15 protein-coding genes and 2 tRNA genes are annotated in these 21,242 nt (G+C 54.7%); 6 read left to right on the top strand and 11 right to left on the bottom strand.

Annotated features, from left to right (window positions below; translation table 11 throughout):
* Positions 1–28: 28 nt before the first annotated feature.
* Positions 29–1,237 (top strand): multidrug effflux MFS transporter, encoded by a 1,209-nt coding sequence (locus IEX04_RS17105; RefSeq protein ID WP_188687317.1) that lies wholly within the window; start codon positions 29–31, stop codon positions 1,235–1,237.
* Positions 1,238–1,306: 69 nt separating this feature from the next.
* Here IEX04_RS17105 and IEX04_RS17100 read toward each other — a convergent pair whose 3' ends face one another.
* On the bottom strand, positions 1,307–3,139 hold the full coding sequence (locus tag IEX04_RS17100; RefSeq protein WP_096254175.1) for a phosphoenolpyruvate carboxykinase (GTP): 1,833 nt from the start codon (positions 3,137–3,139) through the stop codon (positions 1,307–1,309).
* A gap of 319 nt (positions 3,140–3,458) precedes the next feature.
* Here IEX04_RS17100 and IEX04_RS17095 point away from each other — a divergent pair.
* Together IEX04_RS17095 and IEX04_RS17090 are read left to right on the top strand one after the other, a co-directional pair.
* A tRNA-Arg gene (locus IEX04_RS17095) sits at positions 3,459–3,532 on the top strand.
* Between the two features lie 275 nt (positions 3,533–3,807).
* Positions 3,808–3,884, top strand: a tRNA-Arg gene (locus IEX04_RS17090).
* 54 nt (positions 3,885–3,938) lie between these two features.
* Here the strand turns inward: IEX04_RS17090 and IEX04_RS17085 are convergent.
* The 6 genes from IEX04_RS17085 to IEX04_RS17060 all read right to left on the bottom strand — a co-directional run bounded on the left by IEX04_RS17085 (position 3,939) and on the right by IEX04_RS17060 (position 12,194).
* Complete coding sequence (locus IEX04_RS17085; RefSeq protein WP_096254173.1) at positions 3,939–4,958, bottom strand: LacI family DNA-binding transcriptional regulator; 1,020 nt, start codon at positions 4,956–4,958, stop codon at positions 3,939–3,941.
* An 82-nt stretch (positions 4,959–5,040) separates the two neighbouring features.
* The gene (locus IEX04_RS17080; RefSeq protein WP_188687316.1) at positions 5,041–6,459 is read right to left on the bottom strand and encodes a GH1 family beta-glucosidase; all 1,419 of its coding nucleotides are present in this window, start codon (positions 6,457–6,459) and stop codon (positions 5,041–5,043) included.
* The gene (locus IEX04_RS17075) at positions 6,459–7,274 is read right to left on the bottom strand and encodes a carbohydrate ABC transporter permease (RefSeq protein ID WP_229677221.1); all 816 of its coding nucleotides are present in this window, start codon (positions 7,272–7,274) and stop codon (positions 6,459–6,461) included. Before IEX04_RS17075 ends, IEX04_RS17080 begins: the two co-directional genes overlap by 1 nt.
* A 61-nt stretch (positions 7,275–7,335) precedes the next feature.
* The gene (locus IEX04_RS17070; RefSeq protein ID WP_096254184.1) at positions 7,336–8,385 is read right to left on the bottom strand and encodes a carbohydrate ABC transporter permease; all 1,050 of its coding nucleotides are present in this window, start codon (positions 8,383–8,385) and stop codon (positions 7,336–7,338) included.
* A gap of 169 nt (positions 8,386–8,554) precedes the next feature.
* The gene (locus tag IEX04_RS17065) at positions 8,555–9,886 is read right to left on the bottom strand and encodes an ABC transporter substrate-binding protein (protein WP_096254167.1); all 1,332 of its coding nucleotides are present in this window, start codon (positions 9,884–9,886) and stop codon (positions 8,555–8,557) included.
* 382 nt (positions 9,887–10,268) lie between these two features.
* Positions 10,269–12,194 (bottom strand): ExeM/NucH family extracellular endonuclease, encoded by a 1,926-nt coding sequence (locus tag IEX04_RS17060; protein WP_188687315.1) that lies wholly within the window; start codon positions 12,192–12,194, stop codon positions 10,269–10,271.
* Positions 12,195–12,413: 219 nt separating this feature from the next.
* On the opposite strand from IEX04_RS17060, the gene IEX04_RS17055 reads away from it, so the two are divergent.
* Genes IEX04_RS17055 through IEX04_RS17045 form a run of 3 tightly spaced genes read left to right on the top strand, consistent with a single transcriptional unit; the run spans position 12,414 to position 16,348 of the window.
* On the top strand, positions 12,414–13,403 hold the full coding sequence (locus tag IEX04_RS17055; RefSeq protein WP_194446478.1) for an ABC transporter ATP-binding protein: 990 nt from the start codon (positions 12,414–12,416) through the stop codon (positions 13,401–13,403).
* A gap of 3 nt (positions 13,404–13,406) precedes the next feature.
* On the top strand, positions 13,407–15,737 hold the full coding sequence (locus IEX04_RS17050) for a YhgE/Pip domain-containing protein (protein WP_188687313.1): 2,331 nt from the start codon (positions 13,407–13,409) through the stop codon (positions 15,735–15,737).
* A complete protein-coding gene (locus IEX04_RS17045) occupies positions 15,734–16,348 on the top strand; it encodes a TetR/AcrR family transcriptional regulator (RefSeq protein WP_188687312.1) in 615 nt (204 codons plus the stop codon). Before IEX04_RS17050 ends, IEX04_RS17045 begins: the two co-directional genes overlap by 4 nt.
* 27 nt (positions 16,349–16,375) lie before the next feature.
* On the opposite strand, the gene IEX04_RS17040 is transcribed toward IEX04_RS17045, so the two are convergent.
* The 4 genes from IEX04_RS17040 to IEX04_RS17025 all read right to left on the bottom strand — a co-directional run bounded on the left by IEX04_RS17040 (position 16,376) and on the right by IEX04_RS17025 (position 20,808).
* Positions 16,376–18,031, bottom strand: a complete 1,656-nt coding sequence (locus IEX04_RS17040) for an ABC transporter transmembrane domain-containing protein (protein ID WP_188687311.1) — start codon at positions 18,029–18,031, stop codon at positions 16,376–16,378.
* Positions 18,032–18,039: 8 nt separating this feature from the next.
* Positions 18,040–19,176, bottom strand: coding sequence for a P-loop NTPase family protein (locus IEX04_RS17035; RefSeq protein ID WP_229677218.1), 1,137 nt, complete (start codon positions 19,174–19,176; stop codon positions 18,040–18,042).
* A gap of 235 nt (positions 19,177–19,411) precedes the next feature.
* The gene (locus IEX04_RS17030) at positions 19,412–19,933 is read right to left on the bottom strand and encodes a SixA phosphatase family protein (protein WP_096254157.1); all 522 of its coding nucleotides are present in this window, start codon (positions 19,931–19,933) and stop codon (positions 19,412–19,414) included.
* Between the two features lie 83 nt (positions 19,934–20,016).
* A complete protein-coding gene (locus IEX04_RS17025) occupies positions 20,017–20,808 on the bottom strand; it encodes a winged helix-turn-helix domain-containing protein (RefSeq protein ID WP_096254155.1) in 792 nt (263 codons plus the stop codon).
* Positions 20,809–21,242 lie beyond the last annotated feature (434 nt).

Raw genomic sequence — 21,242 nt, 5'->3', positions numbered from 1 at the left:
ATACTTGTCAGACTCATAGACTAGTTTCATGCCTTCAGCACCCGAACGTTCGCGGCTAACTCCGCCGCTCTTTGCGCTCCTGATCATTCTTGGCACCACCGGCCCGCTAGCCACGGATATGTATCTTCCATCATTTCCAGAAATGACGGCGGAATTCTCCGCCTCTGCCTCCGCCATCCAACTCACGCTGACTTTCTTCTTAGTCGGTATGGGTATGGGACAGTTCTTATGGGGTGCCCTCTCGGATCGTTTAGGTCGGGCTCGGCCTTTGCGATGGGGAACGATATTATTTGTGCTTGCCTCGGTGGCCGCCGCGCTCGCTCCGACGTTGGAAACACTGAGTATTGCACGAGCATTGCAGGGGTTTGGTGGGGCAGCCGGAGTGGTGATTTCTAAGGCGATCGTTGCCGATACGACCAAGGGCGTGCAGACCGCAAGAATCTTCAGCATCCTCATGACCATCGGCGCGGTGGCCCCTGCCGTGGCACCGCTTCTAGGAGCGAATTTGGGCGCACTGGGAGGATTCCGCCTGGTGTTATGGGTGTTGGCCGTCGCAGCACTGCTGATGGTTGTTGGTGCGTTAGTTATCTATCGCGAAACACACGCTATATCGGCGCGCTCCACCGGTAACTTTTTTGCGCCACTGAAGGTAGCTCTGGGTCGCCGTCGTTTTGTCGGTTATTTGGTCCAGTTCGGCTTCACATTTGGTGCCATGATGGCCTACGTTTCCGCTTCGCCTTTCCTTTATCAGACGGTGATGGGGTTGAGCGCCCAAGACTACGCGCTGTGCTTTGGCATCAACGCGGTGGGCCTAATACTCTCCGGGCTGGTCTCCGCACGGCTGGTGGGCCGTGTTCCGTTGCGCCGGACCATTACGGTGGCCTTGAGCGTACTGCTCAGCTCGGCTGTCCTGCTGTTAGTACTGGCGCTGCTACAGGTGAGCAGTCTGCTTCTCGCCGCGGTGATTTTTGTGTTCGTCTCTGCCACCGGTTTCACCATGGGTAATACCACCGGGCTGGCGCTAAATGAGGTCCGCGAAGTTTCTGGCTCTGGCTCTGCCCTGCTAGGCGCCGCGCAGTTTCTCATTGGCGCTTTAGCCACGCCGTTAGTGGGCCTGTCCGGGGCGGATTCGGCGCTAGCCTTTGCACTGACCGCGCTGGTCAGCGCTTTGCTCGCATTTGGCGCACTGATTTACACTTCGGATCGATTCCATCCCGGCAGCACAGCATCTGTTTAGTGCTGAACGACAAAAAGATCCTTTGGGAACCGAAAGTGCGGTTCCCAAAGGATCTTTAGTGAGTCAGACTTAGGCGTTCAGGCGAGCCTTCAAGCCATCAAGCTCTGCACGCAGCGAGACTGGCAGCGCGTCACCGAAGTTTGCGTACCATTCTTCGATGCCTTCGACCTCGGTGGCCCATTCGTCCTTGTTGACCGCTACCGCGGCTTCAACGTCTGCCGGGGTGAAGTTCTCCAGACCACTGATGTCCAGGGCTTCACCGGTCGGCACGTTGCCGATGATGGTTTCCTTGGCATCTGCGGTGCCTTCAATACGCTCGATGGCCCACTTGAGTACGCGCGAGTTATCGCCGAACCCTGGCCATGCGAATCCGCCTTCTGCGTTGCGACGGAACCAGTTGACCAAGAAGATTTTTGGCATTTGCTCTGGGTTGAGCTTCGCCGAAATCTTGTCCCAGTGGTTGAGGTAATCGCCAGCGTTGTAACCGATGAATGGCAACATTGCCATTGGGTCGCGGCGGATCACACCGGTGGCACCGGAGGCAGCAGCGGTGGTCTCCGAGGACAGAGTTGAGCCCATGAAGATACCGTTGGTCCAGCTGCGCGCCTCGGTGACCAATGGAATGGTGGTCTTGCGGCGTCCGCCGAAGAGGATCGCGTCGATCTTCACACCGTTAGGCGAGAAGTAATCCTCGGAGAGCATGTCAACCTGGTCGATTGGAGTGCAGAAGCGCGAGTTAGGGTGCGCTGCCGGACGGCCGGACTCAGGAGTCCAGTCATTGCCCAACCAGTCGATCAGGTGTGCCGGAGTTTCATCGGTCATACCTTCCCACCACACGCCACCTTCGTCGGTCAACGCAACGTTGGTGAAGATTGAGTTGCCCTTGGTGATCGCGCGCATGGCGTTCGGGTTGGTGGACCAACCGGTGCCAGGTGCAACACCGAATAGGCCGTACTCCGGGTTCACACCGCGCAGCTCGCCGTCCTTGCCAATACGCATCCAGTTGATGTCATCGCCCAGGGTTTCGGTCTTCCAGCCTTCAATGGTTGGATCCAGCAGAGCCAGGTTGGTCTTACCGCAAGCCGATGGGAAGGCCGCAGCAATATGGTAGGCCTTATTCTGTGGGCTGATCAGCTTCAAAATGAGCATGTGCTCGGCAAGCCAGCCTTCGTCACGAGCCATCACAGAGGCGATACGTAGCGAGTAGCACTTTTTACCCAGTAGTGCGTTGCCGCCGTAGCCCGAACCGTAGGACATGATGGCGCGCTCTTCAGGGAAGTGTACGATCCACTTGTCTTCGTTGCATGGCCAGGTAACATCTTCCTGCCCTGGCTCAAGCGGTGCACCGACCGAGTGCAATGCTGGAACGAAGAACGCTTCTTCGGCTTCCATCTTGCGCAGCACTTCGTTACCGATCTTGGCCATGATGCGCATCGAGGCGACAACGTAAGCCGAGTCGCTGATTTCGACACCGTAGGCCGGCTCATCGGCGTTCAATGGGCCCATGACGAATGGGATGACGTACATGGTGCGTCCGCGCATCGAACCGTCAAACAGCCCGTTGAGCATCGACTTCATCTTTTCTGGGTCTTCCCAGTTATTAGTGAAGCCTGCGTCTTCTTCCTTCTTCGAGCAGATGAAGGTGCGCTCTTCGACTCGGGCCACATCTTTGGGATCCGAAGCGCCAGCGTAAGAATTTGGGAAGTTCGGGTCGGTCAATTTGACCAGCGTGCCTGCCTCAACCAGTTCGGCGGTCAGACGGTCGTTCTCTTCAACGGACCCGTCGACCCAATAAACACGATCGGGCTTCGTCAGCGCGGCAACTTCTTCAACCCAGGCTGCCAACTTTGCGTGCGTGGTTGGTGCTGCGTTGATAACGTTCTGATCGGAGCTCGTGCTCATTATCCATTCCCTCCATTGGGCTGAATTTGTCAATAAATCAAGGCTAGGGGTTGAGAACCAATCAATTTGTGTGATCCAATCCTCAGCAAGGACTAAATGCTAGAATTGGTAAGATAAATTTCCCGAAATTTCGGGGGTTTTAGTATGAACAATACCCTTTTTCTGTGATCAAGGTCACGTATACCGGTACCCTTTTGAATTCTTCACATAACCTTCTGTTCATCTACCTCCGATAGGTTCCGGTGTCGATTTGTCGGGATTCAAATTCCTCTGTATAGTTATTTGAGGTTCGTGAGAGCGAAACAAACTAACTAAATATGCGCCCATAGCTCAGCTGGATAGAGCGCCTGTCTACGGAACAGGAGGCCGGGGGTTCGAATCCCTCTGGGCGCACAAAAATCAAAGGCTCCACTTCGGTGGGGCCTTTGCTCGTTAACTTTCTCGCTCCTGGGTATGCACTTTGACGGCCTGCACCAATCCACCCAATGATGACTAGCAGTTGACCAAAAGTCACCGCTTCACGTTTCTCCCTTTGCCGGTCAGCCTCCGCCTAAAGGGCCAGCGGGACGTTTTTGTGAATCACCGCACTTTACTATCAAATGGTTTTTTCTGGCAGAAAATCTGGTGTAAAGTTACTGGAGTCGTCAAGGCGACAAGTAATTGAATATGCGCCCATAGCTCAGCTGGATAGAGCGCCTGTCTACGGAACAGGAGGCCGGGGGTTCGAATCCCTCTGGGCGCACCAAAGAAAATTCCCACTCAATCGAGTGGGAATTTTTGTTTAAGTACGTGAACTTATTTAGACACCGTGGGATCCACGCAAAATAAGTTTCGTGGGCATGATAATTCGCTCGGGCACAGATTCCCCATTGATTCGTTGGACAACTACCTCTGCCATTTTCGCTCCCTGCTCCTCTGCATTCTGCGCCACGGTGGTCAGTGCAGGCGAAGCATTTCGCGCAAATGAGTCATCATCGATGGTGGCAATAGCAATGTCACTCGGCACCATCAGCCCGGCATCAGCGATCACTTTCATCGCACCAAAGGCCATCTGCGCGCTGGCAGCAAATAGCGAATCGATTTTTGCTCCGCTTGCCAACAATTCGCGCATGGCACTTTCTCCACTATCGGGGGTGAAATCACCGACTGCTACTGGGCCAGCAGGCAAACCCGCTTCATGAACCGCTTGCTCAAAACCTCGTTGGCGATCAATGGCGGCGCCCATATTTTGTGGTCCGGAAATCGTAACTGGATGTTTGCGCCCGGTTTTTAACATCGCCTCGGTTGCCTTGCGGGCAGCTGCAGCATTATCCACGTCCACAACGAAGACGTTTCCATTTTCGTTACTCATCGGGCGGCCACCAAAAACCAGCGGCAATGAGCCGGCCAATTCGCTATAGGAACTATCGTCGGCATGATGCGAAAGTATCAACGCACCATCAACATTTCCGCCACGCAAATACCGGCTGGTTTTTGTCGGATCTGACTCCGTGGCAATGAGCAAAGAAAGCGTGAATTCTGTAGTGCTCAGGTACATTGCAGCACCTTGGATCACCGAGGCGAAATATGGGTCTGCGAAAAATTTGGCTGTGCTCTCCGGGATCACCAAAGCAATGGAATTAGTCCGTCCCTGTGCCAAAGAACGAGCCGCCCTGTTGGGAACGTAGTTTAGTTCCGCGATGGCTTTCTCTACGGCGCGCACGACATCTGCTTTGACCTTGTCAGAACCGTTGACCACGCGTGAAACGGTTGCTCGTGAAACTCCTGCGCGTTCTGCGACGAGTTCCAGCGTTGGCTGTTGTTTACGTGGTTCGGGCATCGTGACTTCTTCGCGGTAGCTGGGTTATTCCTTATTACTTGTGTGTGGCGCGTGGCGCTTGAGTAAACGCCACGCACCGATGCTATGCCATTGTACGGTTGGCTGCGATCAGTCCTGCGTAGGCCCGACCACTGTCCTTAATAATGCGCTCCTGCGTTTCATAATCCACATAGATAATGCCAAATCTCTTCTGATATCCCCAAGCCCATTCGAAGTTATCTAACAAGGACCATACGAAATACCCACGAACGCTCACGCCGTCTTCGATAGCACCAGCGACGGCGTCGAGATGGTCAAAGATGTACTCGCTGCGTTCCGTGTCTGCCACTGTTCCATCCGGCGACAACTCATCGGTGTAAGAAGCTCCGTTTTCGGTGATATATAGCGCTGGAAGATCCGAATAATCTGCCTTCAACCGGTTCAGCAGCACCCGCAGGCCCTGCGGGTTTACCTCCCAGCCCATAGCTGTACGCGGTAAGTCCCGGCTCGGGAACGTGACGTATTCACTGCCAACAAAGGGTGAGGATTTAGGAGCGTCGGTGGGCACGACAGCTTCAGGTCCATCGCCTGCCAATGGATGTCCCGAGACATTGTCATCGTGATAGTGGTTCACACCCAAAAAATCGATGGGCTGGTGGATGATTTCCAAGTCACCTGGCTGAATAACTTCGGCCAGTCCCAGCCCGGAGACATCTTGTAAAAGATCCTCAGGATATGAACCACGGAGCAACGGATCTAAGAACATCCGATTCCATAGTGCGTCAATCCGACGTGCCGCTTCTAAATCCACGGGATCAGTAGGATCGTTGGGCACCGCGTTGGTGAGGTTCAAGGTGATACCAAGTTCTTGAGCACCAAGTTCACGCAATCGCTGCGTCGCTAGCCCATGGCCCAGATGCTGATGATGCACCGCTGCCAGGGCCGCCGCCGGTTCTTGGCGTCCAGGTGCGTGCTCGCCTGCAGCGTATCCAATGAGCGAAGAACATAAAGGTTCATTAAACGTCGTCCAGTGGTTCACCCGGTCACCGAGCTTTGCATAGATCGCTTCCGCATACTCGACAAACTTATAGGCGGTATCTCGGTTGGTCCAACCACCTTGGTCTTCAAGTGCTTGTGGCATATCCCAGTGGTAAAGGGTCAGCCACGGCAGGATCCCGTTCTCCAACAGTTCGTCTACTAACCTTGAATAGAAATCGAGACCTTCCCTGTTAACGCTTCGCCCTCCTGGAACGACTCGGGCCCAGCTGGTAGAGAATCGGTAGGAGTCTAGACCGAGTTCACGCATCAGCCCCACGTCTTCTTGATACCGGTGGTAATGATCCACTGCTACTTTGAGATTGTCCCCTCCTGCGATCACCCCTTCTTTACGTGCGAATGCATCCCAGACGGAGTCTTCCTTACCGTAGCTGTGACTCGCTCCCTCAATTTGCGCGGCCGCGGTGGCCGAGCCCCAAAGAAATTCTTTAGGCCAAGCAAAGTTTTCAGATAGATGTTTCGTCATTAGCCCTTTACAGCTCCTGCCATAATTCCAGATACAAGTTGTTTGCCCGCCACTACGAATAGCAATAACAGCGGGATGGTGGCCATCAAGGCCCCGGACATCACAATCGTGTAGTCCACATACTTTGCGGATTGCAGTTGGCTCAGTGCCACCTGCAAGGTGGGGTTTTGCGGTGCTACAAGCATTGGCCAGAGATAGTCGGTCCATGCGGTCATGAAAGTGAAGAGAGCCAGAATAGCCATTGCTGGGCGCGCTGCCGGCACGCCTACATGCCAGAAGGTTCCGATCATGCTCGCCCCATCAATACGGGCAGCCTCGATCAATTCATCGGGCACTACATCCACCAAATATTGGCGCATGAAGAACACTCCGAAAGCGGTAACCAAGGTGGGCACCATGACTGCCCCCAGGGAGCCGGTCCAACCGAATTCCTTCATGACCATGAACAGCGGAATAATACCCAGCTGCGTTGGTACAGCCAGAGTCGCGATCACGAAGACTAGTAGTCCCTGACGCCCACGGAAGCGTAGCTTAGCGAACGCGTATCCGGCCAAGGTGGAAAACGTGACCACCGAAAGCGTGATGACCGAGGAAACGAGGACGCTATTTGCTAGAGCACCCCAGAAATCAATGGTGTTAAAAACCTCGGCAACATTCGTCCAGAAAGCGCCGCCAGGTAGTAGCGGTGGGTAGGTGGAGGCGAACACCGCTCCTGTATTTGAACCGATCAACAGCGAATACCACAACGGGTAGGTGCTGCCCAGGAAAAATGCGATCAATAATCCATAAGTAAGAAATCCAGGACGGCGATCCATCGAGAAATTTTTACCTTTGGCACCAGATTTTTTAGCTGCCGTAGTTTTAGCTAACGTTGCGCTACTCATGGGATTCTCCGCCCTTTTCGCCGGCCGTTACATTCGAGCCGGACATACGGTTTGAAGCAATCTTTGACTGAGCCATTTGCACCGCATGTTTGTGCGCTCTGCGTTGCTGGCGACGGTTTTTACGACTTCCCCCTTCGGAAGATGAAGCAATTGAACCCGACAGGAAGAAGTTGATCAGTCCGATCAGGATGATGATCAAGAACAACATCCACGCGACCGCAGAGGCACGGCCAAAGTCGCCACGGTTGAATGCCAGATCCCACAGGTAGAGCACCGTGGTCTGGTATTCGCGTTCGGGGCCACCAGGCACCGAACTACTGGGGTTGAATAGTTTTGGTTCGGTAAAAATTTGTAGTCCACCGATGGTTGCGGTGATGACGACAAAGATCATTGTGGGTCTGATACTTGGCAAAGTAATTGCAAAGAATCTGCGCAGTGAACCGGCCCCGTCGATAGCTGCCGATTCGTGCAGTTCGCGGGGAACTGCCTGCATGGCTGCCAAAAGAATCAGAGCGTTATAGCCGGTCCAACGCCAGTTCACCATGGTCGCGATGGCTAGATGGGAGGGAATTACTTCACTTTTCCAGGCCACCGGATCAATATTGATGGTTTGGAGCAGGTTGTTGATTAGCCCGTATTTCTCATCAAAAGCAGAGGAGAAGATGAGCGTGACTGCAACAGGGGTGACCACGTAGGGAATCAGCACGCTCATTCGCCAGAATGTTTTCGCCCGGATGTTCTGGTCCAGAATGGCCGCGATGAAGGTTGCTACGAGCAACTGCGGAATCGCCGAGAGCAGGAAGATGCTGAACGTATTGAACAGCGAGTTCCAAAAGAGCGGAGAGCTGATTTCGGCCACGTAGTTATCTAGGCCCACCCATTCGCCGGCTCCTCCGAGCAGATCCCAGTCATTGATGGAAACTACGAAGGTGTAGATCAGCGGAAAGAGTCCGACCAGTGCGAACAGAATAAAGAACGGCGAGACATAGAGATAAGGCGAGTATTTGAAATCAAACTGTCCCCAGCGGTGCCGGCGACGCATTTTCTTCTCCTGCACCGGATCACCGGCGCGATAAGTCGCGTCTGGGGTTGGCTCCCCCGGTGGCACAGTATCTCCTGTGGCATCCGAAGCATTGTTGGTCATGATGCTCATTATCGATTTCTCTTTCCCAGAAGGCCGGCCGATGATTCAGCCGGCCTACCGGCGGTGATTACTTGATGTCCAAGTTCTTCATGGTCGACATAGCTTCATCCCATGCGGCTTGTCCATCCTTGCCACCATCCAAAGCGATCGTCGCTGGACCAAAAACCTGCTCTTGGATGACCGAATCATCGGCCCCCTTGAACTGTGCTTTCACACCTTCTGCACGTTCTGCCAGTAGTTGACCAATCGGAGCATCGTTGAAAAATTTGGTCAGTTCGTTGCTTCCAAGGACCTGTTCGGAGCTCTGCGCTTCAAGGTTGCTTGGGAAAGTTCCGGCTGCTTCGAATGCTGCCGCCTGAGACTGTGCGTTGGTCAGCCACGTAGCGAGTTTGGCTGCTTCGACTGGATTCTTCGAGGTTGTTGGAATGGTGAGGAAGGTTCCTCCCCAGTTCGCTGGTCCACCAGGGAAGACCCCGGCGAAGTCCCAACCCGATGTTGCGTCGCCGCCTGCACCTTCAACTTGACCCTTGACGTTACCTAGCATCCACCCCGGGCAAGGCATGGTAGCGAAAGAACCATCCAAGAAGGCTTGCCCTTTACCCCAGTCCCATTGAGTCTGTCCGGACGACAACCCTGCTTCAGTAGCATCTGCCAACATCTTCCAGCGGTTGCTAAGTTCGGCGTTGCCGTCAATATTCAACGATCCGTCCTTTTTGTAATACCCTTCGTCGAGTTGGTTGACCATGGCGTTCCAGACAAAACCGGACTGATCAAACCAAGCCTTTCCGGTTTTTTCCTCGTATTTTTTACCAGCGGCGAAGTAGTCTTCCCAAGTGGAATCCTGTCCACCGATGAATTCAGCAAATTCGCTACGCTCTGAAGGCATACCGGCTTTTTCAAGGAGCTTCGAGTTAAAGCAAATTCCTTCCGGGCCAATATCGGTACCGTAGCCAATGATGCGTCCGTCTTTGTCAGTTGCCTGCTCAACTTTCCAGTCGACCCACTGGGACTTGAGATCTTCTATTCCGTAGTCACGCAGATCGCTAAAGGAATCAGAGACGGCCATAACCTGTCCTAGCCAACCCTCTTCGACTGCCTGGATGTCAGGAAGACCTGCGCCTGAAGCCTGCTTGGTTTTCCAATCGACCAGCGCATTGCCACCGGTGTCGATGTTGGTTGCCTCAATAGTGACGCCCGGATTTTCCTTTTCATACTTTTCGTACAAGTCATCTAGACCCATGGCGCCGAAAGTCGTGACCGTCAGGGTGACCGGATTGTCTGCGGAGGCCGGGTCCGCCTTCGCGGCATCGTCCGCGTTGCTGCAACCTGTCGCTAGCAAGGCAAGAGTGCCTAGCAGTGCGACCGATTGCGCGAGCTTTGTTTTGCTCGAGGTTTTCATCTTGTCTCCAGTGTGAGTGCGGGTATGAGAGGTCGAGAGGCTCCGTCACATCCAAAATGAGAGCGCTCTCAGGGTAGAACAGGTATCCACCTTTCGGGTTTCTACCGGACTATGAAGCATAAAAGCGCCTAAAATAAACACCGTGTGAGCGCTCTCACAAATCATCTTTCCCATATTCTGCCCGATCACAAACCGTTGTCAAGGCCGAGCCCCAGAACGATGCGCAAACGAATACTTTTTGGAGATTCTTTATTTTCAGCTAACGACTAAAAGAAGACAGGTCAAATTGTTCATTCAATCTCGGTCTTCGAATGTTGTCGGTAAACTTTTTTCTCCAAAGAGAATCCGGCGAATCAACTTCGATCCGCCGGATTCACCACGTCTACTTCTTGTTCAGCTGAAGCCCAACAAGCACCGGATCATGATCCGAGGAGCGGAACTGGTCAGGGGAGAACAGCTGAGCCACGTTGTTGTTGTAACGGCTGTACTCATAAGCGACGGACTCCGTCGCGTTGATATTCCAGATTGTTTCACCGGTCACCGTCGATGCAATTTCCGCCGATCCAAGTACATGATCCAGCGACCCGGTTCGACCTCCAAAGAGGTAGCTGTGAGTACTCGCCTCGGCACCCAAATCAACATAACCAGCCCGAGTCATCACCTTGATAGGATCCTCTGCCGAATAGGAATTGAAGTCACCGGCCAATAGCACCTTATTAGTGTTTCGTTTCTTCTTCAGTCCTTCGGCGAAATCTACTAAGGCTTCGGCTTGTTCGACGCGTGCGGCGTTCCATGCCCCTGCGCCATCACCCTGATCTGCGTTCTCGGAGCCATCTTTAGGGTCAGAGCCTTTGGACTTGAAGTGATTAGCCACCACAAGGAAACGAGTCTTAGAGTTGCCACCTACGCGTTGGAACGCCTGTGCTAGCGGGTCACGCGCATTATCAAAGGCAGCGTCATCAAGCACTACCGATTCATCAATGAGCTTCACCGCATCACGCTGGTAAATCATGGCAGTACGAATGACATCTTCGTCAGCCGGAATTTCCTCTGGGCTCGGGGCGAAGCTCCAGCGCTTTTCGCCAGCAGCCTTGTTCAACGCATCCACTAAGATTTGCAGGGCTGCGTCTCGGTCTTGACCGAGACGAGCCGAATTTTCAATTTCTTCAAGAACCACCACGTCTGCATCAAATTTGTTCAATGCCGTAACGATCTTGGACTGCTGACGCGCGAGGTTGTCGGCATTTGCAGCACCACGAGCATCACAACCACTGCGTACCGAAATCGGGTTGCCTTCACGATCGGTGTAGTAGGTGCAACCCTGAAGCTGGTCTCCGGTGGTGGTGAAGAAATTCAGCACGTTGAAGCTACCCACACTTACGTTTCCGCCAACTTCAGCCGGGGCTTCGTTCATGACTTGCTCAAAGCTCACCGGAATGTCGGAATCCTGAGCACCTACTACCTGCCCCTGTGGCTGCAGTCGCCACAGGTCGTAGCGGTAATCCATGATGACCGGAGCGGTAAAGGTAGCCCTTTTGCCTACTGTGACATGCTCGGACGCCGAAATATACGGTACTTCAACGAGCTTGTTCGCCGCGGCACCCAAGAAATTCAAAGTGGCACCGTCATCTAGAACCAGTGCGCGAGATTCGTTTTCGGCCTCCAAGGCCTTGGCTTCATCGCTTCCAGGCGTGAAAACGTCGGTGGCCTGGCGCAGGGTGCGCTCTTCGTCGAGTATCGAGCTGGTGCCTTCAGCCAAGGTAATTTCGCCGTACTGATTCAAACTGTAGTTATCAGCAACGGTCCATTGCCCCTGTGGGTCAATCAGCATTCCTTCAAATCGTTCACGTGCAGCATCAGTGTCAGGAATATCGATAGCCAGCGGCTTGATCGCTTCCGCCGGCTCAGTGAGCACTTCAACACCCTTTGCCGTAGCGCTAATTTGAGTCATTCCGTAGTATTCATCAACTTCACCAGAGACCTGAACATGATCACCTACCGCCACCTTTGCGACACCAGCCGAATACACAAAAATCGCTGAGCTGCCGGTCGGAGAGATCTCGCTTCCCGAACCAGCCGTCTGGACGTAGAAACCTCGGATTCCACCTTCTGCGTATGCCCCGGTGACTATTCCTCGAACACTTACCTGTGTGCCGGCCATTTCTGTGGCGCTTCCGGTGCCCTGAATTTCTTCGATCTCGGTCAGCTCATTCCCGGTTCCGGCCGCTGAGGCGGGCGCCATCATTCCAGCAACCAATGCGGTTCCTAGACAGGTAGCCGCAAAGGCTGTCGTGGTGCGTTTCTTCATGGAAAGTCCTAGTTCGTTGTCAGTACCGCAGCGCGGTAGCGCTCGGTTGGCCCGCAATCGATTCAATCAGCCAATAATGAATTCATGATGAATCATCAGATGGTTTCCGGTTGTTGGTCCATGAACCATCCAAGACCATGACGCACGTCACGTCTACTGGTGAGTAAATAAACTTCCGCACTAATTGAACTGACCGGTCAGTTCAATTAGTGTTAAGGGGTGTTAATTGCTAATTCATTGAGCTTCAAAGGGCGCCACGGCCAACTCGTCGACGAGACCTCTCTGGCAGTCGAGCGCGGAGCGCTATTGCTTGTAGTTGCCGATGCGCAGCTTGAGCGCACCGCTCTCGCCCTGATGCTTTCTGGGCGCATGAGCCCCAGCTCGGGGACGGTCCATTGGTCTACAGCGCCTGGCATTAAAACGCTACGCACACACAGCGCGATCGTTGACTCTCCGCAAGTCAATGAACCCGAGGCTCACCTGAAGGTTCGAGACGTAGTCAGCGAGGACCTATCTCTTATACCCGGGCCTTTCTGGCGCCGACCGCAAAGTAAAAAATGGTTAGCCAGACATGGTTTTGACCACCTCGCCGGAGACTGGATCGACACTATCGACCCACAGATCCGTCTAGACCTTCTCACTCGGCTTGCCTTGGAAAACCACGACACCGATTGCCTAGTTTTTGATTCTCCGGATCGCCACGGCATCGATGAACCAACATGGCTGGAATTGTTGGAAGAACTAACCCATACCCGTCGCCAGCTCACCGTCATCGCCGTCGTTTCTAGAGTCCCCGATAGCTGGGAGGGGCCGGTCGTCTTCGCAGGACAAACAGTCACCACCGAAGATTCGGCACCACGGACCGAGGCCGTCCCGCAGATCGAAAACGGTCCGGATGCCCTCGAAGTCGATGTCGAGAACGAGCCAGCCCAGGAACTGCCGGCGAACGAACCCACTAACACCGAGATCGTAGAAACACCTAGCTCAGCGGAGTCTGTGGCGGTGGAAGCTTATACCCCTCCAACGGATACCACCTCTGAAATCGCGAAAGAACCCGAGCCGCCCAATCCTGCCGAGCTCGTGGAACCGTCATCGATCCACCACGAAGCACCTGAAGCTCCCGAACTACCTGAAGCTCCCGAACTACCTGAACCTCCTGCGCAAGACGAAGCCGAGCTTGCAGCAAAATCATCCACCCCAAAGGACTAACTCATGACGACTCTGGGCCTTGCTCTCTCCGAGCTCAAGCGCATGACCCGTGGAACCTTGCCCAAATTGGCACTGATCGCCGTAACCTGTGTACCGCTGCTCTACGGGGCTCTTTACCTCTATGGCAACTGGGATCCGCAATCAAACCTCAGTGGCATCAAAACCGCGTTGGTGAACCTCGATGACGGGGCCGAACGAGACGGGAAAGCCACGAAGGTTGGTGACGAGGTAGTCGATTCCCTCTTGGAAGACTCAACTTTCGATTGGGAAATAGTTGACTCACAGCAAGCTGCCGCTGAGGGTGTTGCCCATGGCGATTATGCCTTCGCCATGACCATCCCCCAAGATTTCTCTGCGTCCCTCACTTCCCCCGCCGAGATGAAAAAAGCCAATGCAGCAAACCTCGAGCTGACCACAAATGATGCCAATAATTTCATGGCCAGTAACTTCGCCAAGACTCTGGCCACCGAGGTGCGAGATTCGGTGTCAAAAGAAGTTGGCACAGAAACTGCCGAAGGCATGATTGCGGGATTTGTCGACATCCACAAATCAATGGGTGAAGCTGCCGATGGGGCCAAGAAACTCTACGACGGCACCATTACACTCTCCGATGGTGTGGTCACAGTACAAGATGGCACCGCGCAATTAGTCACCGGCGGAGCCAAACTTGAAGATGGCGCACGCGCACTCCATGAAGGTACCGGCAGCCTGTCCAGTGGCTTAGGAAAGTTGACCGACGGACAAGACAAGCTTGTCGATGGAACCCAGGAGCTGTCCAAGGGCAGCACCGAGCTAAATTCGGGAGCCCAGACACTGAGCAAGGGTCTAAACACCTTGGAATCAAAAACATCTACCCTACCCAGCTCGGTATCCAAGCTTAACGACGGAACCCAGAAGGCAGCCTCCTCGGCTGACCAATTAGCCACAGGCTCACGGCAGGTAGCCGACGGGAACGCGAAGCTCAGCGCCACCGCAAACGACGCTATAAGCGTGATCCAAGATTTGCAGACCGATGCCGAAACACGACTGGATCAAGTAGAAAAAGACACCGCTGATTTCCTGAATGCTCAAGTCACAGCCGGCACCCTGACTCAAGAACAGGCAGATCAGATCTCCGCGAAGCTGAAATCCACCGTAAAAAATTCTACGGTTACCCAGCAGCTTGATAGCAAGGTCAAGGATGTCAACGCAAAACTTAGCTCCACACAAGAGGACCTGAACCAGCTCGCCGAGGGGTCCGAGAAAGTTGCCGACGGCAATAAACAGTTAGCAAGCGGATTACACACCCTCGCGCAGGGCACCAAAAAATTGGATGGCTCCGTGCCAGCTCTTGTAGACGGAATCTCCTCCGCAGCAAGCGGTGGTAGCCAGCTTGCCGATGGCTCGCAAAAACTAGCCGCTGGAACCTCGACCCTAGAAGAAGGGCAAAAATCCGCTCTGTCTGGAACCAAAGAAGCCGCAAAAGGTAGCAATAAACTTGATGCAGGTGCCCAGGAACTCGCGACGGGAACAGGTACCTTGCATGACTCGTTGATCAGCCTTGATGAAGGTGTTGGCAAGCTCGGCGACGGCGCTCACGAGCTTACGGATGGCTCCGGCGACCTGTCCAAGGGACTAGACAGCGGCGTGGACCAGGTACCAAATCCTGATTCGACTGCTTCTGATCAATTAGCAAACGTGATTGGCGACCCGCTTCGGGTGAACTCGAACGCCCAGACCAAAGCAGGAGCATACGGCGCAGGGCTGGCACCGTTCTTCATGACCCTAGCCACCTGGATTGGCACATTCATCCTCACCCAGGTCATGCGCCCGGTCAATAATCGTGCGTTGGCATCTAATGGTAAAAGTTGGAAAATCGCCCTCGGGGCGTGGCTTCCCTTTGCTTTCATCTCCCTCATTCAGTGCACAGCCTTGTATGCGGTGGTAGTTTTCGCTGTCGGTTTGGATCCGGTACACCCGTGGCTGACATGGGCTCTGCTGCTGCTAGCTTCGCTTTGCTTCAGTGCATTGATTCAAGGCATCTGCGCCCTATTAGGTGCAGCAGGTAAATTTGTGGTGCTGCTGCTGATGGTTCTCCAGTTGGTGACTGCCGGAGGCACGTTCCCGTGGGAAACACTTCCGACCCCCTTGCAGTTCTTGCACCAGATCCTGCCGATGAGCAATGTGGTGACGGCGTTAAGGCATGTGATCTACGGTGCTGATCTGAGCATGCTTGTTAGTACTATCCTCCCGGTGATCGGATACATGGTTCTGGGGCTATTGTTGAGTTTCTTGGCAGTGCGCAAGCACAAGACCTGGACGCTGAAGACGCTACAACCGGAGCTGACGGTATGACCACCTCACCTAACTCGCGCCCCCGTACCCGGGCTACTGCTTCCAAGAAGCGACTATTTGCGGCATCAATGCAGCTACTCGGGGCACGCGGCCCCAACGCAGTTTCGGTAGACGAGATCGCACAAATTGCTGGTGTCTCCAAGGGAACCGTGTATTACAACTTTGGCTCCAAAGACAAGATGATTGGTCAAGTTTTGGAGTTCGGTGCTGACATGCTGGTTGCCGAGCTAGTCGAGGCATCCACGCTCTCCGAGCCTCGGGATGCCTTACGCACCATGGCAAGCATTGCCATTGATTTTGTCGAGAAATATCCTTCATTTGCACAAATCTGGATCAGTGAACAGCTACGCCCCGAAAGCGACTGGGGAGATCAAATCACCCCGGTCTATACCCGGGTGACCTCAACAATTATTGAAGTTATAGACCGGATAGTTGTTTTGGCCCAAGAAGAAAAACAACCGGTGGCTACCGCAATATTTGGTGCGGCGCTATTCTCAGCGCGGCTACGTGCCGCCTCGGCCAACCCAGAGAACCGCGAAACTATCTTGAACTCCGTACTGTTCATTGTTGACGGGCTGATAGCCACTCACGAACCGGTGACGGATCACTAGCCAGCCTTTGAATTGTTCTCATCGGTTCTACTCTTCGTCAACCCCGGCCGACTCCAATACTGCGACGTCTGCTGCCGCTGTTGGCTCCCACGTGCGGGTGGCTTTGATCCCGGTCATTTCACCGTGGAAAATTATCACGCCGGGGTAATCGTTGAGCCGCGCAGCCAATCTGCTTTGGGCTTCGTGCGGTAACCGGTTAATGAGCGAATCGACAATGAGAACTGCTGGTTGCCGCAACAGGGCACGCGCCATGATCAACGAGGCTCGCTGAGCGGAGTCCAAAGGTTCTCCTCCACGACGCAACATGGTGCTCTCGCCCTCCGGAAGACTAGTCACCTCAAGACCGCACTCATTGGCCATACGTAGCGCCCGTTTGGCCGAGGAGCCGGGGTGTCGATAAGTCAGTGCGCGAAGTACTGTGCCGCGTTCTAGGACCATCGTGTTCAAGGCCGCGCCTAACAGTTTGCGCCGTTCGGTAGCCGGCAAATCCTCGCTTCGACCTTCAGCAATCCATAGCCCACCTAACCGCTGAATATCAGTTCCGACCCGGCCGGTCGCTAACGCCTCAAGCAGGGCATGAGCTTGTGCCCCAGTGCCCAGAACCTGAATTCGCGCTCCTCCCTGTGCCCGCAGGGAGGGCCAGTTTTCTAGACCTTCGGCCGTGGGGCGAATCCGCACCGCCAACGTCTCGAGGTTCAAATCTTTGGCCACTCGGGTAGAGGTTAGTTGCTGTTCGGCTTCACGCCAAGATTTTTCCTGCTCAAGCAGTGGGGCAATAATCCGCCGGCCAGCTCGATAGTTTTGCCGATATTCAACAATCCGGCCCCACTCCCCCATAGTTCCAGCACAGATCCCCATCAGCGTTAATGCGCTGGCTAAGAGACCCGGACCTAATCCTGCCCATGAGCCAGCGGCTACGACAAGTGCGGTGCCCACCAGCGGTACAGTCAATGCGCCGGCTCGCAGCGCTCCGGCATATTTTGCCCGGTGCACTGAGGCATGCACAACCTTTTGCGCGCTCTGATCCACACGTTGCACCTCGCGGTGTACCCCGCCGGCCGCGCTAATGGTGGTGGACGCTGACACCGTGTCTGCGATGCGCGCCGCAAGATTGCCCCGGTGCCGACGTAGTACTCGTGCGGTGCGCAAGGCGCCTCGGGCCAGGCCGGCGAGCAAACTTATCTCCAACAGCACTGGAATCACTAGGGCTACGGCCAAGAGCGGAGATAAGAGCCCCAACCCGAAGGCACCAAAAATAATCAGCGGGATTCCCGCAATTAATGGCACGATTCCCTGAGTGACCCAGTTCCGGATGGAGGACAAGTCATTGCTGGAGCGAGCTACGGTAATTCCTACCGATGGTCCCCGGCTCGTCTTAAGCGCGTGGGATATCAAGGACACCCGTAGCTGAGCCACATAGTGCTGACCGAGTTTTTCTGCCTGCACCCGCTCGGCAAATTTTCCACCGAAAAAAACCGCCGACAACACGATCACCCAAAGCAGCGACCCCAGTGAGAAAGCTGCCGCGAGTTGCCCTACCTGCCATGCAATGATCACCGAGAGCACACCGACGGCCAAGGCCAGTAGCAATAGCGTCGCTAGCAGCATGCGCCGCCCGGGTGCTATCAGCGCTGGTAGCGCGGGTTCACGCTCCACTTGGTGTTCGGAATACGTGCCGGACATGGATGCTCCTAACGAGTTGGCAACAGTGCGCTAGCCACCTGGGGGTCACACAGGTCGAAGGTGTCGATGATTTCGCTCTCCATATGTGCACGAGCTTCCGCGGCAGCCAACGGGGATGCTGTGAGCACACCGGAAACTGCGGCGAGGTCAAGGCCTGCGTCAAGAAGAATTTTCTCTCCTGCTTTGGCGCCTAGCGCGTCTTGAGCGCTGAATAGTACCCGGTCAACGTGTTCCTTGAAGATTGGGTCGCATAAGAGACGTGAGGTTTCACCTTGGAAAAGTCCATCGGCGATCTCGATGATTACCGCGTCGGCACCGGTGGCACTTTGCTCTTGGATCATGCTGACTAGTAGCTCGCGCACCGTGTCATAGTCCAGTCGATAGGTGGTTGGGTAACCGAAGTCGGTGAAGTCGCAGACGCTGAAGGCTCCGGCATCGGTGAACAGGTTTGGGTCGTTCCCGGCTCCGGTACCGGTGGCTTTACCGGCAGCAACACGCAGCCCCGCGTTACTCAGACCATTAACCAGGCAGCCTAGAGTCGTTGATTTTCCGGAGTTCATGGAGGTTCCGAGGACCGCGATCACCGGTACACGATGCCCCTGGACTTGGGCGCTGGCATTGACCGAGGGATTGTCTATGCTCAGTGGGGCAAAGTCACTGAGGGTCACGACTTTGCCTCCGCGCATTAGCAGTCCAACTGGCTCCAGCTCGGTGGCCCGATCGATGGACGCGTGCTGCTGCTCGACCAGCGAGGCGACGCCGCCGCCGGCCACCAACTGGCATGGCCCGAGGTTCGCTGGAACGTGTGCCAGGAACTGATCCGGGGCATACCGATCCCCGTACGCGACCATGACTTCTTGACCAACGAAAAGCTTCTGACGCCGCGAGTGTGGTGACTGTAACGCCGTGTGCTTGCCGATTTCGGTGACCTTCGCGATGACCACGTCACCGGCGCGGGGAGCCATGGTTGAGCTGGCCACGATATTGAAGTCCTGGGGGTTGCGGTTTAGCTCGGCCGAAACAAAGCGAGTGGTGTAGGCCGCCTTGATGGTTGTGGCACGCAAAGAGTCGAGAGTCAGCCGGGTATCGCCGACGGTGTAGCTCTCGGTGTTTTCATTAGAGATGATCTGTGTGTCAATGCCCATGGTCTTAACCTTTCTCGCAACGGTTCCCCCGAGAGGAAACTGTGATCTTCATTCGGCCCTGTGCCGCGATGAATCTCAGTCAAGCGAGTGAAGATGAACCAAAGATGAACCGTTCCTAAGCCAATGAGGAGAATTTGATGAGGAGACTCTCATCAACAATTCATAAGGCCAGACCATCGTGGATTATCCACTTGACTTGGATCTTTGAAAATACTTGATGAGAATGTTCTCATGCTTAGCGCGGGACATTAAAATGTGTGACCCGCGCATCACGTGCGTCCAAATGCGAGTAAGAATTCTCGGTCTCTAACACCGTGGTACCCAAGGTGGGATAGTTCATGGCCAATTCATACACTGCTTCCTCGTCGGATTGCGCCGAAGCTAAACGCAGGGCAAGTTCTTGCAAAATTGGTTGATGCCCAATGACTAGCAATGTCGAGACGGTATCTGGCACCTCGTTGACGATGGAACATAGCGCCGACACTCCAGCTCCATAAACTCGTGAGTCGACATATGGGGTGGGCCCCTTTTCCCCCAGCTCCGACAGCACCCAGGCGCAGGTCGAGCGGGCACGCAAGGCGTCTGAACAAATAATGTAATCAGGAATCAGGTCGTTTTCCACCAACCAGGCTCCAGCCAACGGTGCTTCCCGGTGACCGCGAGCCGCCAGCGGTCGGTCATGATCACTGATACCTAAAGGGTAATCAGACTTTCCGTGACGCATGAGTATCAGTCGACGCCGTTGCACAGTATTCATAGCTCAAGCTTAGACGTGTTGCGGTTAAACGACCGAGGCGAGTAAACCTTGCGGTTCACTCGCCTCGGCGATAAAAGATCTACTTAGATGGAGTATTCCGGGGCTGCCCAGACGACAACCTCTGGGTGCTCGTAGAAACGGTAACCCTGGCCGCGTACGGTGCGCACGGTGTTAGCCAGACGGCCCAACTTCGAACGCAGACGGCGGATGTGCACGTCAATGGTTCGCTCGTTTGGGATCTCCTCGGCATTGCGCCACAGGTTTTCCAGCAGTTCTTCACGTCCCACGGTGCGGGTCCCGTTTTCCACCAAGAAGTTCAGTAGTTCAAATTCCTTGAAGGTCAGGTTCAGCGTTTCACCGTCAAGGTAAACCTCGCGACGGGACAGGTCGATCAGTACGCCAGATGGACGAGGTGCGCTTGGGCGCGCTTCGGCACGAGGGCGGCGCGACAAAGTCGGATCACCCAGTGCTTGACGAACTACGTCAATTGGCTCACCCTGTGCACTGGTCGGTGCCAGCGCTACTGCCGCATGGGTCTGCGCCTGTGGAGACAGGGTAGCTAAGAATGCGCGAACCTGAGTTGCGAGCTTGCCTAGTGAAGTACCCTGTGCCTGAGCTGCAGCCTCGTCTAGTCCGACGTAAAGGACAAAGCCGCGAGCGCTGGTGTCTACGCTTGGCGTACCCGCGGTCTGCACTGGCGCACTGGAGGCCTGATGCATCGGTTCACGTGTCTCATGAACGTTGTTGACCGCGCGCAGTGGACGGTAGCCCGCAGGGGCATAGCTTCCGCTACCGGCGGCTGCGCGTTGCGCCGCCGCAGCTCGATTCTGAGCGTTGCGAATTGAAACGTGTACGTATCCGGATCCAGCCGACATGATGACTTCCTTTTTGTGCGAAGGCCAAGTGATTTGGCGTTAATGCTTCGGGTTTTGCTTGCGCCGCCCATGACCTTCATTCACGAACAGCAGTTGGGTTTCCCGTCGATGCCTCTGAGTTAGACAGCTTTTTTTCTTTAGCTTTCCCACTCAACTTCACCGACGCCGAGCATTCGACAACAGCACGCAAGCGTACCGTCAGGGCCTTGACTCTGACTGCTGTTGTTGATCTGCGCCGTACTCACACAACAAGTATTCCCCGTAACATTCGAAACTTGCAAGTAACAAAGGTCGCCGCTGTTCACTATGTGAGACGAATGTGTCCAAAAGTGACGGAGCGCACTTTAGTCATTTCTCGGAAATCTAAGCGCTTAACTAAGCGTATTGATCAACTCCAACACAGGAAGTTGGCAGTTTGACTATGTCATTCATGG

This window comes from Glutamicibacter ardleyensis (assembly GCF_014644555.1).
Classification (GTDB): domain Bacteria; phylum Actinomycetota; class Actinomycetes; order Actinomycetales; family Micrococcaceae; genus Glutamicibacter; species Glutamicibacter bergerei.
The sequence above is the reverse complement of the archived record's forward strand: the minus strand, read 5'-3'. Positions and strand labels throughout refer to the sequence as shown.

Coding starts and splice junctions, on each gene's coding strand:
- IEX04_RS17105 (WP_188687317.1), top strand. CDS start 29: ATGCCTTCAGCACCCGAACGTTCGCGGCTAACTCCGCCGCTCTTTGCG.
- IEX04_RS17100 (WP_096254175.1), bottom strand. CDS start 3,139: ATGAGCACGAGCTCCGATCAGAACGTTATCAACGCAGCACCAACCACG.
- IEX04_RS17085 (WP_096254173.1), bottom strand. CDS start 4,958: ATGCCCGAACCACGTAAACAACAGCCAACGCTGGAACTCGTCGCAGAA.
- IEX04_RS17080 (WP_188687316.1), bottom strand. CDS start 6,459: ATGACGAAACATCTATCTGAAAACTTTGCTTGGCCTAAAGAATTTCTT.
- IEX04_RS17075 (WP_229677221.1), bottom strand. CDS start 7,274: ATGGATCGCCGTCCTGGATTTCTTACTTATGGATTATTGATCGCATTT.
- IEX04_RS17070 (WP_096254184.1), bottom strand. CDS start 8,385: ATGCGTCGCCGGCACCGCTGGGGACAGTTTGATTTCAAATACTCGCCT.
- IEX04_RS17065 (WP_096254167.1), bottom strand. CDS start 9,886: ATGAAAACCTCGAGCAAAACAAAGCTCGCGCAATCGGTCGCACTGCTA.
- IEX04_RS17060 (WP_188687315.1), bottom strand. CDS start 12,194: ATGAAGAAACGCACCACGACAGCCTTTGCGGCTACCTGTCTAGGAACC.
- IEX04_RS17050 (WP_188687313.1), top strand. CDS start 13,407: ATGACGACTCTGGGCCTTGCTCTCTCCGAGCTCAAGCGCATGACCCGT.
- IEX04_RS17045 (WP_188687312.1), top strand. CDS start 15,734: ATGACCACCTCACCTAACTCGCGCCCCCGTACCCGGGCTACTGCTTCC.
- IEX04_RS17040 (WP_188687311.1), bottom strand. CDS start 18,031: ATGTCCGGCACGTATTCCGAACACCAAGTGGAGCGTGAACCCGCGCTA.
- IEX04_RS17035 (WP_229677218.1), bottom strand. CDS start 19,176: ATGGGCATTGACACACAGATCATCTCTAATGAAAACACCGAGAGCTAC.
- IEX04_RS17030 (WP_096254157.1), bottom strand. CDS start 19,933: ATGAATACTGTGCAACGGCGTCGACTGATACTCATGCGTCACGGAAAG.
- IEX04_RS17025 (WP_096254155.1), bottom strand. CDS start 20,808: ATGTCGGCTGGATCCGGATACGTACACGTTTCAATTCGCAACGCTCAG.